A 15,339-nucleotide genomic window follows, 5' to 3' on the forward strand; every position below is an offset into this window, starting at 1 on the left:
CGGAGAGCCATGCAGGCGGTGGAAAACCAAGGCGACCGCGACGATCCGACAAACGTGATCGGTCGCATTTCGACACGGGTCTGGTTCAGCCTGATCGTACGGGACGCAGGCGCAGACAAGGCAGATGAGCGCAACGGCGAAAAGGTCATGGCGTTCATGAAACAGAACCGCATGGGGCTGGGTCATATCTTTTTCCTGTCGGAAAGTCGCGCCCGCGAGGCATCCGACAAGACGCTGGACCGCCAATTTGCCAAGTTAAGGGTGCTGATCGACATACTGCGACAGTTCCACACCGATGCCGTCCAGAAAAACATGACGACAGAGTCCCTGCGCGGCTTTGGTGCGGACACGTCCAAGCTTGTCTGGGTGCGCAGCAACGACAGCGAAGCGACCTTGTTGGCCAAGGCAGATCTGTTGCGGCGTGGGCTGGTGTTCCGGATCGCTGCGATGGACCGGGAAAACAAGAAGAAAAATTCAACATGGCGCGAAGAATTTGAATCGCTCAAGAAAGAGTTCAATGCGCTCCTGCCGGGTTTGCAGACAGACCAGCAGGCGGCTGATGACGCATCCGAGGCATATAACGAAGTCACGGCGCTGAACGCCGTTGTGACGGCTGCCAAGAATGCAAACGCAGCAAATCGCGACGTCACTGACCAGAACCTCGATGCCGATGAACAGATCAGCCGGTGTATTTCAACATTGGCAAACTCCAAGAGAACGTTGTTTTACAGCGCCAATGCGGCGCGAAATATTGAAACCAGCGCCGCCGAATACAATGCCGCGCTGAGCCACGCGCGTGACATGTACGGGCATTCCCTGTCCGCAGAGATCGATCGCTTGCGCGCTGATCTGGAGCACAAACGGATCGAGCTTCATGCGGTGATGGACCGCATAACGCTTCCCAGCGACAATGAAGCGCTGCAGACCGTGAATACGTATTGCGCCAACGTTCTGGATGTCGGATGCGCTGCCGCCGCCTCGGAAATCAAAGAAGCGCGCGCCGTTGTTGCCAAACAGGATGCATTGAACGAAACCATTTGGGCGAGCATGGCGTCGTCGCGCGCCACGGCGGTCGCGCGGCTTCTAGACACGGAAAACCGGCTTTTGAGGTGGCGCTCGACCATGTTGGTCATCGGCATCGTGTCTTTCGTCGCTCTCTTGCCAATCTTGTTGGTGCCGATCATTCGGTCGATCGCGGGATCGGGTGCAATTGTTCCCTTTGGCAATATGTTGGGGCCCATGGGGGTCATTCTTGGCTTCAGCGTCATCATATCCTTGGCCTTTGCCGTCGTTCTGGCCCTCCGGCTTCGCGCGCGGCGCAATGCCGCCCTAGATCTGGTTACCGATGCGATGGATCGTCACTACAAAGAGTTGCGATTGTGCTTTGCCAGCCTGTTGCGGATCGCCGTCAATCGGTGGCGCTTGTCCTTGCTCAACACCACCCAACAGTTCCTTCGACCGGCATTTCGGCCCGGTGACGAGTCGCCTGAGCGGTTTGCCAACAAGCTCGCCATCGGCCAAGCCCGGCTGAGTGCTGCATCCTATGAGGTTTCACCCAAAACGGATCAGGCCCTTGATCAGGCGTTCAACCAGAAAAGCGATCTGTCGGACAAGATAACGTCGCTCCTGGTGGCGGATCTGCCGCTGGAGTCTGCACACCCGTTGCTTATCGAACCCGGACATTTCGGAGGAACCGAGTTCACGCTGGCAAGCACCAGTAGCCTTGCGCCAATCTCGGTGAAGCTGGGAGTTGTTGGTGATGAGTGACACCAGTGCCAGCAATCACGACCTTCCGACATCGGAACTTGTGGGCGGAAAGCTGGCAGGCATCCTGCTTGCCGTTCTGTTCCTGACCGCCCTTGGCGTTGACGTTTTTCTTTTGGATGACCTCATGGGCGCGCAAACGCCCGAACGGTATTTTGCCGATCCTTGCCGGGTCGGCATCGAGGGGCCTGCCGGTGGATACGCACTGGCCTTGGTGGCAGTGCTAGGGATTGCGTTGCTGGGATTGCACCTGTTTTCCAAACGCAGCTTTATGCTGTCGCTGGTTCTTATGGGTCTTGGGATCCTCTTGCAGATCTACGTCATCGCCCGTCACCGCGCCCTCGAAAACTTTCTGGCGCAGGACTACCCGTGGTATCACAATTTTCCTGCGCTTGGAGCCGTCACCGGCAGTTGCGAGGGTGCACTGCTGCGCGATCAGGTTTATGCACGGTATCAGGCCGTTCTGGATGTTGCACAGCCGGACGGCGGCGTACAGGAAACGTTCACAATCATGTTGCAATTCAACGTCATGATCGGTGCGGTGATCGCCGCGCTGATATGGAGCGTTGGCGGTGTGACGTGGGCCATTCGAACTGTTGGGCGCATCGTCCGCGGCGAAGCACATGACCCTAGGCTAGGCGCGATCAGCTCGGCATGGCTGGGCGTACCCGAGCGGACGATCCTGTTTCAGACATCGGTTTTAACCCTGATAGCCGCCATGGCCGGGCCAACGCTCATGCTGTTTGTCGACAGCCCCGATGGTGCGGTGGTTTCCGTCAGAGACGTCATCTGGTTGCCAGCTCTGCTGTTCCTTTTAGACCTCGCGCGTTGGGCTCTCTTGACCGCGTCGGATGCCGCTGTGGAAACACCGCACGAACCCGAAGCGCCCGCGCCGGTCGATCTGTTCCTGCATGACACCGTTACCCGTCTGAGACGCGCCTTGGGCAAGGAAATCAAGACATTCGTCGAATTGCCCGCCGACGAAACACGCACTCCGGTACCGCATGATAGTATCGAGGCAATGGAGGCCGGGACAGGTTTGATGATTTCGGAAACTCTTGGCGTCCGGCATTTCGCGCTAATCGCCAAGACGGTGAACGAACAGGTGCTGGACCGTGGCCACACGGTTCTGATCATCTGCCCCGAAGAGCATCTGGATCAGACCGAAAGCCTCTTTTACGAGTTGCTGGGAAGTGGCCCGCGAAATGGCAGTCGACCGCGGATATGGCGTTTGGGCCAGGACGGAGAGCGGCCCGAAGGTTTGATCGACGTGCTGCTTGTCAGCCAGTTTTCTCTCGAAGTGCTTGCGTCCAATATCGAGAACTACGAAAACGAACTGCGTTTGCTGGGCGGTGTCGTGGCGCTCAATCTGCATGAGACGGATTTCGGCGTGCTCGACATCGCGCTGGATCGCATCAAGGGTGCGATTCCGCCGCCAAGCAAGCTGGTTGGTGTATTCCAGAGTGAACCGCGGAAGGACATGGAAACACGGATCGGAAACTTTACGATCACCCGCGGCAACAGCATTGAGCATGCCAGCACCAACCGGTTCGAACGCAGCATCCCGCAATGGCTTTTGATCGTGAATACGGATGGAACCGCCACCTTCGACGACACCGCTAAACTCCCGGTCGGGTTTCGCGCCGCCATCGAAACCTACGACCCGGATCACAATATTCACCCGTTCGTGCACGGCGCCTCTGCCACCTATGCCGATTTGAACTGGAAACGGGTGACGCGGAACCGTCTGCACAACGACAGCGCAGAGCTTATTTCGCACCTGCGCGCGATAACCCAAACGACTCTCTTGCCCGCACGCGTGCCGCATTCCGTGTCCATTGTCGACGATCCCGGAAACCTTGCGGATGCCGTCGGCATCACGAGCAGTACACCGGTTGCTCTTGAAGCAATTAAAATCGTCGCGCGTGGCAATTATCCGGTTGCGCCGTTCCTGACGGCACGGTTGCAGGCGGAGCTGAAATCAAAAGCGACGTCAAAAGACAAACGCGATGCCTTGGACGAATTTCGTACCAAATACGGATCAATTGCACCGGAACAGCGGCAGGGGCCGCGTGAACTTGCCACCAAAGTGCGAATGACATTTCGCGCAGAAGCGAAAGCCACAGCCGCAGCCGCCGGGCTGAACCAGATCAACGGATTGCTCAAGCTCAGCCAAAACAAGGTTGCCGCCTTCCTCGACCGACCTGACCGCGCCCTCCGGCAACTGCGCGTGAACACGTCACGCGGCGGTATGCAGCGGCTCTTTCGATCGGCCTTCCGGCTGAAACCGGGTCAAAGCGTCGTCGCCGTTCGGCCCGCCGATGCGACGGATCAAGCCGGTGGTGAAGGTCGGTTGAGGATCAAGAACTTTGTTCTGTCGGGCCCGCCCGCCGAAGACGAAGAGGCGGTCCCTGCGCTGTCGGTTCTCGACTTTGCAGACCACCATCTGCCCTTTGCCGATCACGGGCTCAGCTACGCGCAAAATACACGCATCTGGCTGGGTCAGAAAATTCTGCGCGTTCAACAGATCAACATGGATACGCGAACAGTCTATTGTCAGGTGTTGAACGACCATCCACTCAAACCGACCCTGTTTGTGCGCGACTACGCCCTGCAATTCACCGACACCGAGCGTCGCAGTTTCGCGGTGGAACGCTACACGGAAGAACTGAGCAGCAAGCAGCCCTACGAGATCATCACGGGCTTCATCGATTGCGCCGCGCGGACGCGCCGGGCTTATGAATTCGGCACCGTCGCGCAACCGTTCGGAGAAAAGAACCTGCGACCTGAGCGGATCGAAACATCCGCACTCAGCCACGCACAGATGCGGTCCGGCACACTGCTGCGCATATTGGCAGGCACGGATGCCAATGGCGGCGCGCAAACCCGCAAGCGTCGTGGACCCGGGCAAGCCTTTCGCAAAACGCAGACAACAGGCCAGTTCACGCCAGAAATCGCCTTCACACTTGCAATGACGTTGCAGGACGTGCTCGCCGTCCAGTTCCCGAACCATGCCCACAGACTGGCCGTAATCTGCCCTGAAGCTTCGGGCGTCGACATGACAACAGCCGGCACACTCGACAGTTTCACCTATGACCGCTTACGCCATTTGACGTCATTGAACGACAGCGGATTGCCCGTGGACCGGGTCGATGCAACTGCAGTCCCAACCGAGCTTGCTGATCGCTTCGAGCAATTTTCCCGAGATTTTTCGGCGCTCGCCAGAATGGAAAACAAAGTCGAAACCGCGCCTCATGCGGCCGGGTTGTCCCTTTTGTTGATCGAAGACAGCGATCACGATCTTGGCGTGGCACAGTCGTTCTATATTCACCGGGATCGCATCTTTGGTATCTGGCGCGATTTTCTGATCCATTGTGAGAACTCAAAATCGAAGCCCCAGGAGACAGGCTATGATTTCGGCAGCGGATCAGTTTCGACCTTGCTCGACTTTGCCGGTGCCCGTGCTGTCGTGGAGGCGCTCTGTGACACGAAACGCTAGATACCTTTTGCACTGTCTTTGTGCTGCATGGATTGCCGTCCTGTTTATCTGCGCGCCGCTGCACGCCAAGACAATTGCCATTCTGTTTGACACAAGTGGTTCGATGCAGGAGCGCTATCAGCTTCCTTCATTTGGCGCACGATTGCTGGCGGCGACTATGGATGGTCGCGCCGGGTTCGACCGTCTGTTGATCATGAACTTCAACGAATATGCCAACACGCTTGGCAGCACCATCGCAGGTGTCGATGCAACGATGGCCTCGGGGGCGGCGCCGGACATCGACAATCTGGTCGGGCGCATTCCGAATGCCGTTCGCGATGTGTCTGTTACGTCCGCAGCCGATCACCAGGCGCTGATGCGGGAACTGGAACGGCACTTCAGGTACGACAGCAATACATCCACGCCCTATGGCCCGATCGAGGTGATGCTGCACCGGATCGAAGCCGAAGCCCAGCCCGGCGAAGAGATCGTTTTCGTTCTGGTGTCGGACGGTGAGTACGACAACGGGGATCTGTTCAAGGGTGGCGCCATGGTGCCCCGGATGCGCCAAGCCTTCGAGGCGACGCGCGATGCGATCACAGCCCGTGGCGGCACGCTTTCTGTTCAATACCTGTTCATCGACCGGCAAGGCGGCAGCAGCCTTCGGACCACCGTCAAGGATCAAGGCGTACGGGACACGTTGACTTCGGTCTTCAACGGAGACCCGGCAACGGGGTCCAAATACGTGTCCAGCGCGGACGAGCTTTGGGAAGCGTTGCAGGATATCATTGCCGAGGTGTCTGACACGGACCGAGAAGCCCAGGGGCGCTTTATTTCCTACAAGGGCAACACGATTTCGCTGAGCACCCCCTTGTCAATTTCACGAGTCGTCATCGTTGCGACCGGACCGCGTGGCGCAGTGCCGCGGCTGCAAACGACAACATTTACCGAAACGCCGACCGAAACGCGGCGCATTTCGACAGAGATGTCCGGCACGGATGGTGCACTGGGCAATCCGGCGCCTCGGGGGGGCGTCGTCGAACACCTGTATTTCCAACGCGCAGTGCCAGCCGGGGATTACGACCTGACCTTCAATGCGCCCGTGGACCGGGATGTTTTCCTGCTTTTCGAAACACGGGCGGTGAATGAACTGAGCATCTTCGACTCTTCGGGCCGCGAGATACAGCCGACCGCTTCTGGGACATATCGGCTTTTCGTTGGGCAGGACTATGAGTTCCGGTCACAGATCCTAGATGGCGAGAACACGCCCACCCCCGTGGACTTTGCAACACTGCCAAACACGCTCAGCATGAACCTCACGTTGACGATGGCACAGGGTCCGATTACGTCCAGCATGACGCTGGACGATGCCACCGACACCGGTCGGTACGCTTGGAGCCCGCAACAAACTGGCGATGTCGCGGCCACCTCCCGCGCCTCCGCAGGTATTTTGTCGCCGCGTTCAGAAACGTTGCGGATAACTGTTCTAGACAGTTCCGCCAATGTGTCGGTATCCGCGATCACACCCTCGGCCGCCTGCCCGAACTGTGCGTCGGACGAGATAAACGTGCCCCTGGACGTGCAGGGCGGCGCACCCATTGGCACCTTCGCGGTCGAGGCACAGGCCGAAATCGACGGGCAAATTGACTTTGCCGGAACAAAGATCCCACCGGGCATGGAAATCCGTGATGCCAGCGGGGCGACTGTCGATCTGGACGGCCCAATCGACTTTGGCGCAGGCAGTTCCCAGCAATTCACCATCTGGCGCACTGAGAACGCAACGCCCGAGGAGATTGCGGAAGGCATGGACGCCCTGGTCATCCTCGCCAACCCGACGGGCCAGTGGAGCGGCACAACCGCTCAGACCCAATCGAAACCCAGGCTGGAAGCGCCAGGCCTTGGGATGGAATTGGTCGACGTGACGCAACCCCTGACGCCCGGAGAGATTGATGGCCTGAAAACACCAGCGGGCGAATTGCTGCGTGGGCAATTCGCGGCACAGTTTTCATTGGTGTCACTGCTGACACCACCGGACCCCGAGCGGATTGATGAATTGGTCAACGTATCCTCCACTGGCGCATTTGCCGGATTGGTTGATCTCAAACCCGTCTTTCCGAACCCGGCGGCCACCGGTTTCAACGCGCTGGAGATCAAGCCGGAAACTAGTTTCTGGTGCCTGTGCTGGCTTTGGGGCGCAAATGTCGTGACGGGCACAGACGTGCGGGATGTGACGGTGAACTACAGTTATGCCGTGTCTGGCGTCACGATCCAGCAGGCCAGCGCCACGGTGCCCTTTGCTTATCCGATCGCCTTCATCCCACAGGGCGGTCTGTCATGCGCCTTGAACCTTCTTTACGCCTTTTTGACGTGGGTGTTCCTGCGCGGACTATGGGCCCTGTTTACAACGCATCGTTTCCCCAAAGGCTCGATGGTGGAGATCAACCGCGGCAACGCGGCACCCAGTTTCAAGCGATTGGACAAGGGCAGCGGACTTTGGTGGCGCGCGTGGTTCGCCGCGTTCACTGGCAACCCGGATCAAACCATGTCCATCGAGGGTCTGCGCATGCGCGCCACACACAAGGGCGCCATCGTGGATATCAGCAAGACCGTCCCGCCTTGGCGACTTGAACGGCTGGATGCCAGTTTCCAAGAGCTGAAAGAAACCCAGCCCAAGAAAACCGAGCACCGCCTCATCTGGAGCGACAGGCTCGACAGCACCTTTGACCCAACCCTTTCCATGCGCCTCAAGAAACGCCGTGGTGACTGACCCATAGCAAGAGATATTATTCCATGACTGATATTGCAGAACGCACCGGCCCCCGTTTTACCACCTCGAACCTGATCCTGTGGGGGACCATCGCAGGCTCGATCGCGCTGTCCATCGTGTCGGCCTACGAGACGTGGCTGGGGCTTGATGATTTCATGCCGCAGGGGTTCATCGGCGCGATCATGGCGTTCATCCTGACCTTTGGAGTGCAGGTCATCCTGTTCGCGATCTCTTGGTCCATCGCGGAATATGCCCGCGACGGCTTCAAGGCCAATCTGTGGCGCATCTCGATCTGGATCATGTGCGCCTTCTTCTCGGGGTATTTCTCCTTCTACGGCTTTTTCCAGGGCACCGGCGGGCGCGATGATGTCGAACGGTCGAACGTCATACAAACCGAGCGCAGCCGCATCCTGAACGGCATTCAGGAGAACCTCGTGACCGGCTTGAACACCCAACACCAAGACCAGCTTGTCAACAACGCGACATACCGCACCTGGATCGAAGAACTGCGCAGCGTGATCGACGCCGCGAATGGCGCGCAGGCCCAAATCGAGGCGAACTCACGGGTAGAGAGCGCGCGCCTGCGGGATCAGCAACGGGAATTGCGAGACGAGCGGGATACGCTGACCAATGAACGCAGCCGGTTTTCGGTCAGCTCGCAAACAGGGGCGCAGCGCCTGACTGATTTGCGTCGCGAGGTGAACGCGCTTGAGGCGCAACTGGCCACCCAAAGCCGTGAAGTACAGCGTCTGGAAATTGAGCGGGACGCCTTACAAAGGCAGTTTGAGGTTGAAAGCTCTGACGGCGTTGGCCCTCGCGCGCGAGCTATTCTAGCGAACCAGCAGACCAATTCCGCCGCCTTGACCGCCGCAGAAACACTTTTGTCTGGCACAGAAAACAGCCTGGAAAGGTTGCGCCCGCAATTGCAAAACGCGACTGCCACGGCACAGGGCGGCGTTGCCGAGCAGCGTATCAACGAAATCGACAGCCGCCTTGACGGGATCAAGGACGAAATCGCACTTATCGATACGAAAATCGAAGACCTGTCAGACGGGATCGACTTCGACTTCCAAACGCAGTCCGCAACGTTGACCCGGCTTCAGTCTAACCTCGAAGGGCAGGACTACGAAGCTTATGCCGGGCTCCTAGACCAATGTTCGACCCTCAAGCAGCAGTTGACGGATGCAAATGTTGGGCAGTCGACAGCAGGCGTCACCTGCGCCAACAGTACCGTTCTCGCCACCGTCAATGCGCTCAAATCCGTCCAGTCAAATATTGGGGCATATGATGAACAGTGTCTGAGCGCCCAACCTGCACCCGAAAAGCGTGAAGGTCAGGAATTGTTCACGTTGGACCCCCTGATTTCGCATCTGGAAGGATGTGTTCAATACGAACCCGACCGTAGCGAACGCGATGACCTTGTCACTTATATCGGCAGTATGAAAACGGGTCGCGGTGACTCGGCAAAACCGATCAATCAGGCAGCGGTCGCTCTGTTCAAGGACCAACAGGGCAACGCGGTCTTGTCTTTTGTCTTTGCAGCTATTGTCGACTTGCTCGTTCTTCTGTGCGCTCTTGTAGGCAAGAATGTGGGCCTGCCGGAAAGCGTCCGCGCGATTGACAAGCTGATCAACCTGATGCGCAAGCCCCAACCGGAGCGGCCTGGTGTGGAAGCGATTGCCCCCCTGCCCGAAGACCGGCAACAGTTGGACATGCTGGATCCTATCATCAACAGATTGATCCGCGATGGTTACGCCGAATTCGAGGTGTCAGATATCAACGACAGCTCTCAATTGGTGATGCTGAAAGGCGCGCGTCAGTACCTGTCGCACCTGCGTAGCATGGAAATCTCGGAACAGCGGGTCAATGCGCCGATCAAATCGGAAACGGAGACATCGCGCACCCGAGGAGGTCGCCGCCGCCCGCAGGAACCTATCTGAACCGACCATACCGCGCCGCTGATGCATGCGGCGCGGCACAGGTTCCGTTGGGTTCAATCGTGCGTTTTGCCAAACAACTCGTCCGTGCTGGCATAGAGTTCAGAGAAAAACTCGCCGAGGCCGTAATCCCACCAGATCGCCTGTGGGTTGTGCAGTTTTGCATCCCGTTGCTGATAGCTTTCGAACCCGTTCAACCACACGAAAAATTCGTTGATTAACTCGTCATTGGGAACGTCCAGCTGAATGTTTCGCCCTTCGCGGCTGGACAGGTATTTCGCCAGATTGCGCTCGCGGCGGGCAATGTCGTGGATTTCACCGATGAGACGATCGACACCAACCTCTTCGATATAGTTACGGAACATCGTGCGGTACATGCTGCCGCCGTTGTCTGTATACACGCCTAGATATGGCAAGGGGTCATGGGTGAACATGCGGTCCAGTTCATCTCGCAATTGATTTGGATCCCGTCCTGCCGCCGCAAAGTCGATGATCAGTTCCAAAAGGTCCCGAAAGCTGCCGACGATGATCCGATCTGCAACGTCACTACGCGGGTAGTGGTCAAAGGGTGGTTCCATGATGAGGCGCAACCGCGCGTCCAATTGGAAAAACCCTAGGGCGATCTCACGCAGCTTTTCTCGACTGACCGGCGGCGTTTCACCTTGCGGCAAGTCCCGATACTTGAGCAAAGTTGGCCACTGGATCGTGTCGAGTTTGTAAAGCGCCTGCGCTGCTTCGGGCGGGCTCGCTGCACTTCGGCCACTGCTTTGTATACCGTACATCGCTCCGAAACCGGCCTCGGCGAGGTCGTGCCCTTCGAGGTCCAGCACAATTTCGTCGACGCCGTCATCGCTGTCAGAAACTGGTTCGGCATGTGCTGTATTTGGTTTTTCAATCTTGCCTGTTATGGGCACCTTTACGAAATCGTCTTCTTCCACGTACGCCTGAACCGTCGACGCATTCGATGCGTCCTGCTCACCTTCGACCTCTACTGAATTGGCGAACTCTTCCGGCAGGTGTTCTGGCCAGTAATTGTCGGCTGTCAATGTGTTGGGGCGCCGTGCATGAAGTGCCTGGTCAAATGTCTTGATATGCCGCCACTCCGGTATGATCGGCGCCAGGTCGGATTGAACCGGCGGCGGAAACCAGACAGGCCGCGTGTCGTCAAACCCAAGAGGCGTCCCATGCGCAATCTCTTCGGTTGCCCGTGTATCCAGCGAAATGAAGAAACCACCCCCCGCGGGCCCGGTAATGTCGTCGCTGACACCGCTGGCAAAGGACAAAAACCGCCCCTGAGTGGCAAATGCAGACCCATCCCGCACACCATCGGAGAACCCAGACGTCTCGAGTTCATCCGCGAGCCAATCTGCCACATCCACCTGTCCCGGCGCCTCAACACTGTCACCTTCGACTGATGGGCACGGCAACCGCACACGGGAGATTGAGACAATATCGTCGAGTGATTTCAACCCGCGATCCTTGAAACCTTCGGCCGGCAGATCAGCTCGGCGAAGGTCCGGACAATTCAGTCTATTCCGGTCCTCCTGTTTTTCGGAAACCGGCAAACCCCAACACCGATCACCATATTGCGTGGTAAAGAGCATGCGCGCGGCCCACCGGATCAATGCCGGTTCCCACTTGTCTTTGACAATCAACGCAGCGCAGTGCGTGAAACGCCGACCACCCTGCCCCTTGCCGCGTTCCGGTCGCGCCTCGATCCGGGAAAACACGCTAAGGTGCTCGCCCTTCAGGTACACAGGTGCGAACACAAAGGCGCCGCCCTTCATCCGCCGGGCGTCGATCTTTGTAACGGGCGGGTTCTCGGGAAAAAACAGACTGGTCGTGCACAGTTGCTGATACCGTTCGGGAAAGTCTTCGGTGGAAGCGACCAGTCGCGCCTCTACGCCAGGCTTGATCGGACCATCGGGTCCTTTTCCGCGCAAAAGTTTGCTGTAGATGCCCAAATGGTACTTGTACTGTTCCATTTGCGCGCCCCTCAGTCCGAGATATGCGCCAACGCGCGGTCTGCGGAAAATGACACCGGACCGGTGATGCGCCCGGTGAGCGCATAGAGCAGCGGTGGTGCGATATTGAACGGGCGCCACAACGACCGCGCCTGATCATCCTTCAGCGCGATCGGAAAGTGGTCCTTGTATTTCGACAAGTCTATGTCGTCATAGACGTCAATCGGTTCCGCCGCATAATCGTCAATCGGTTCCGCCGCATAGTCGTCAATCGGATCCACGGCGCGCGTCAACAGTCCGGGCGATTTTGACCATGGATAGAAATTCGGGCTGCCCGAATTCCGCACAAAACCGTAGGTCGACACCGGAAACACGCGCATGTCGAACGTGTCGTCCTTCAGGCTGTACGCGAGAAGCGACCTGAAGGTGGACAGAACTGCATTTCCACGAAAAAACCCATCGTAACGGGCCATCTCTGTTGCGCTTTCAGCCGCATAGACGCCATCGTTCATAAACGCGCGTTCGCATTTGGTGAAACACAGGGCGATACGCTGAAGCTTGGGCAGCGTGCCCAGCTTTTCGCGTTTGCGGCGTAGAGATTCCGTAATTTCACCCAGAAACCGCTGCGAAATGGCCGCTTTTGTCCCTTCATCATCAGACATCAGCGGCATGAACAGAACAAAGCCGCTGGAATCGTCCATTCCGTCCCGGTATTCTTGCCTTCGCGCCGTCGCATCCTTGTCATCTGACTGGATCATCTCGACCGGGGCCGCATCGGCGCCGCGCCCGTCCACGATACTGAATTCCAGTTCTTCCTCGCGCGCGGGCGCGGAGGACGACAGCGATGGAATGCCCAACCAGCCGGACTTCTGTACTTTTGCTTGCGCAGGTTGATGGAACGACATCTTGATGCCGTATCGACGGGCGGCGTTTGTTCCCTCGAGAAGGTACTCCTTGCCGGCCAGTAGAGATGCATAGTGCGTTCGAAGGTAGTCAAACGCGCGCTCTTCTTCGCTCCCGCTGGTAAACATCTCGCTTACAGAAAAATTCTGAACAAAATCGGGGCCATCCTCGAGATCCAGCCAAGACGGATTGTGGTTCAGAAATGCAGTAAGAAGGTTCGTCTTGCCCGACGCCGCTTGCCCCAGAAGGGTAATCGTCGGTAACTTCTTGTCTTTCTTCATGGCAACCGAGCGATCTTATTGAACAATGTTTAATTTGTTCCTTGAGTATGGGCAATTTACCATAATTATAAAAGGCGCAAGATTGTCAAAACCAAACGTGTATCCTAAGTTTATTTAATATTTAGACAATCTGTCAACGAACGCTGGTGCCATGGCTCTGTACGAATATCTCTGGGATGATAGGGCGAACTGTCTGCTGGTTTACGTGGACGCCCCCGAGGATATCGACGTCGTCACAGTCGAACATTTGCAGGACGGAGAATTCCGCACCATCGGCGTCGGAATACCTGGTGTGTCTGGTCAGGGCGGGTTCGAGATCTTTGCCGTTGCATTGCCCGAAGATGCCGGAATTGCGCCCGTTATGCTCACCGTCAGTGGCGTCAAATCAGCCAAGTCTTCTGGTGGTCCGCGCCCAACCGAGTTGATCGAGCGCATCACGCTTGATGCACATGCAAATTTCGATAAGGCAGATCGAAAGCACTGGATCGTCGAATACGCAAACGACACGCCGATGATCAACATACTGGATGCAGACGAAAAAGTGCCGACAAGCACGATTTCATCGGTATTGGCGAGCACGCGCCACGGCCAGACCATCGGTCCTGCACAGAACTCGTCCGGCGAAGGTCAGGGCGGCACGTTGCGCGCGCGCATCTTTCAGGACGAAAGCGGCGAGCACGGCGCACTCGAAGTCGAGATAGTCGCGGCGGACGACGAATTGCTGCCTGAAACGCAAGTCAGCTTTTACACGCTGTCGGCCGTTGACCATGTTCTGCCCGCTCTTAAATCCGGTCGCATGGACCTTGAGACGCTCAACAATGCGGACATTGCTGTGTTTGGTGGCGTGCGCAACGGCACGCGCCAGCATGTGTTTCAAACCCCTTCGGACAGCAACGACGAGAACAGCAAGCACATCGCATTTCTGGATCGCATCGCCATTGCGACACGGCCACCGTCACGCTTTATCTTCGAACGCTCCGCGACCCAATCGCATCCTATTGGCAAGAAGGGCGCGATGATGATCGTGAACGGCAAGGATGACTTTCCCTATGTCGACGATGGCGCCTTGCTTGACGTGTTCCTCGATGCGCAGCCTGCAATAACAACGGCTAGCAACATGGATTTCGTTCGGGCCTTTGCGGACGCTGGCAAACCGATGCAGCCTGACGACCTGGACTTTGCGAACGAGCTTACAGCCGCCGTCTACAGTGAGTTGGCTCACCTGATCGCCGACACGCATCAAAGCAATGCGGCACATCTTGCGCCCGCAGGTATCAATCAGTTCCTGAGTGCACCCACTTATTTCGGTATGCTTGCCGCCTTGGATCCCGCTCGGATGCCAACCTTCGGGCCCCGGCGTTTGGCGTCTGAACTGGCGCGCGGGACAGAAACCGAAGTATTGCAATACCTCGCCAGTATCGTGTTGCAGACGGAAGCGAAAGATCAGCCCCGCATCAAACTATGGCTCGATAGTATCGATGCCTCTCAATCTGCATTCCGGGCCATCACCCTACCCTTCCATGAGCAATCATTGACAGCCATTGCGGCCGGTATTGACGCCTCTCACATCGAACTTGGTCAAGTCGACCAGCTTTCTGACCTCGTTGACATCAGTATGCGGCGCCAAATCCTTGACGTGCTAACAGCTGCCGAAGTTCTGCCAGTCGAATACGCCGCGCAATTTATCAGCGCCGCATCCGATGACATCGGCGAAGACGCGAGCGCGGTGCATGAGCTCGTGGACGAGACGCTTGATTTTTGCCAACGCGCCTTTGACGCAAGCGGTCTGCATCGCGGCGGCGCGCTCGAGACGCGAGATTTGTTTGCCTTGGCGCAGGTCACTGTGCCCAAACGCGCCGCACGGACGGTCGTGGACACGGCGCAAACCAGTTTGCTGGTCAAACTGACAGAAAGCCTTGCGGGTGAGACGATCTCACTGTGGGAATACCCGGTGGATGCTTTGCTGAACCGCATCGCGACGTTTCTTTACGAACGGTTCAAAGCGGATTTTGACCGAATCCAGTCCATTGTTCGCAGCGCAAACCTCGTGGACCCTTTGCAGGGGACACCTGGGACCGTGGTGCAATTCTCACCGAACCAGACAGCCTCCTTGCATGATGAAGCGCCGGGGTTCCGCCGCCGTCCCAGCCATGACGAGATGGCGTGGCTGAGCGCGATTGACGGTGACCCTGTGCTCATTGCCGAGTGCAAAGCGGACTTGCTGCGTCAGCTTGACGTCGCCTGA

Annotated in this window: 7 protein-coding genes; 5 read left to right on the forward strand and 2 right to left on the reverse strand. The window is 57.5% G+C overall.

The window, feature by feature from the left end; translation table 11 throughout:
• Nucleotides 1–156 precede the first annotated feature (156 nt).
• The 4 genes from Q0949_RS06325 to Q0949_RS06340 all read left to right on the forward strand — a co-directional run bounded on the left by Q0949_RS06325 (nt 157) and on the right by Q0949_RS06340 (nt 9,949).
• Nucleotides 157–1,767 carry a hypothetical protein gene (locus Q0949_RS06325; RefSeq protein WP_299369790.1) on the forward strand — a complete coding sequence of 537 codons (1,611 nt, stop codon included), beginning with the start codon at nt 157–159 and terminating at the stop codon, nt 1,765–1,767.
• Nucleotides 1,760–5,263 carry a hypothetical protein gene (locus Q0949_RS06330; protein ID WP_299369792.1) on the forward strand — a complete coding sequence of 1,168 codons (3,504 nt, stop codon included), beginning with the start codon at nt 1,760–1,762 and terminating at the stop codon, nt 5,261–5,263. The genes Q0949_RS06325 and Q0949_RS06330 overlap by 8 nt, the downstream gene beginning before the upstream one ends.
• Before the next feature lie 103 nt (nt 5,264–5,366).
• Nucleotides 5,367–8,009: a hypothetical protein gene (locus Q0949_RS06335; protein ID WP_299369795.1), complete on the forward strand. Its 2,643-nt coding sequence runs from the start codon at nt 5,367–5,369 to the stop codon at nt 8,007–8,009.
• 23 nt (nt 8,010–8,032) lie between these two features.
• Nucleotides 8,033–9,949 carry a hypothetical protein gene (locus Q0949_RS06340; protein WP_299369797.1) on the forward strand — a complete coding sequence of 639 codons (1,917 nt, stop codon included), beginning with the start codon at nt 8,033–8,035 and terminating at the stop codon, nt 9,947–9,949.
• 53 nt (nt 9,950–10,002) lie between these two features.
• Here Q0949_RS06340 and Q0949_RS06345 read toward each other — a convergent pair whose 3' ends face one another.
• Both Q0949_RS06345 and Q0949_RS06350 read right to left on the reverse strand, forming a co-directional pair.
• Nucleotides 10,003–11,931: a hypothetical protein gene (locus Q0949_RS06345; protein ID WP_299369799.1), complete on the reverse strand. Its 1,929-nt coding sequence runs from the start codon at nt 11,929–11,931 to the stop codon at nt 10,003–10,005.
• A gap of 11 nt (nt 11,932–11,942) precedes the next feature.
• Nucleotides 11,943–13,094, reverse strand: a complete 1,152-nt coding sequence (locus tag Q0949_RS06350; protein ID WP_299369801.1) for a hypothetical protein — start codon at nt 13,092–13,094, stop codon at nt 11,943–11,945.
• Between the two features lie 151 nt (nt 13,095–13,245).
• On the opposite strand from Q0949_RS06350, the gene Q0949_RS06355 reads away from it, so the two are divergent.
• Entirely contained in the window at nt 13,246–15,339 is a 2,094-nt protein-coding gene (locus Q0949_RS06355; protein WP_299369803.1) for a hypothetical protein, read from the forward strand.

It is taken from the genome of uncultured Tateyamaria sp. (genome assembly GCF_947487805.1).
In the GTDB taxonomy this organism is placed as follows: domain Bacteria; phylum Pseudomonadota; class Alphaproteobacteria; order Rhodobacterales; family Rhodobacteraceae; genus Tateyamaria.

What these genes read in the sequence shown, in the direction of transcription:
- Q0949_RS06355 (WP_299369803.1), top strand. Translation starts at nt 13,246, where the DNA reads ATGGCTCTGTACGAATATCTCTGGGATGATAGGGCGAACTGTCTGCTG.
- Q0949_RS06345 (WP_299369799.1), bottom strand. Translation starts at nt 11,931, where the DNA reads ATGGAACAGTACAAGTACCATTTGGGCATCTACAGCAAACTTTTGCGC.
- Q0949_RS06350 (WP_299369801.1), bottom strand. Translation starts at nt 13,094, where the DNA reads ATGAAGAAAGACAAGAAGTTACCGACGATTACCCTTCTGGGGCAAGCG.
- Q0949_RS06325 (WP_299369790.1), top strand. Translation starts at nt 157, where the DNA reads ATGAAACAGAACCGCATGGGGCTGGGTCATATCTTTTTCCTGTCGGAA.
- Q0949_RS06340 (WP_299369797.1), top strand. Translation starts at nt 8,033, where the DNA reads ATGACTGATATTGCAGAACGCACCGGCCCCCGTTTTACCACCTCGAAC.
- Q0949_RS06330 (WP_299369792.1), top strand. Translation starts at nt 1,760, where the DNA reads ATGAGTGACACCAGTGCCAGCAATCACGACCTTCCGACATCGGAACTT.
- Q0949_RS06335 (WP_299369795.1), top strand. Translation starts at nt 5,367, where the DNA reads ATGCAGGAGCGCTATCAGCTTCCTTCATTTGGCGCACGATTGCTGGCG.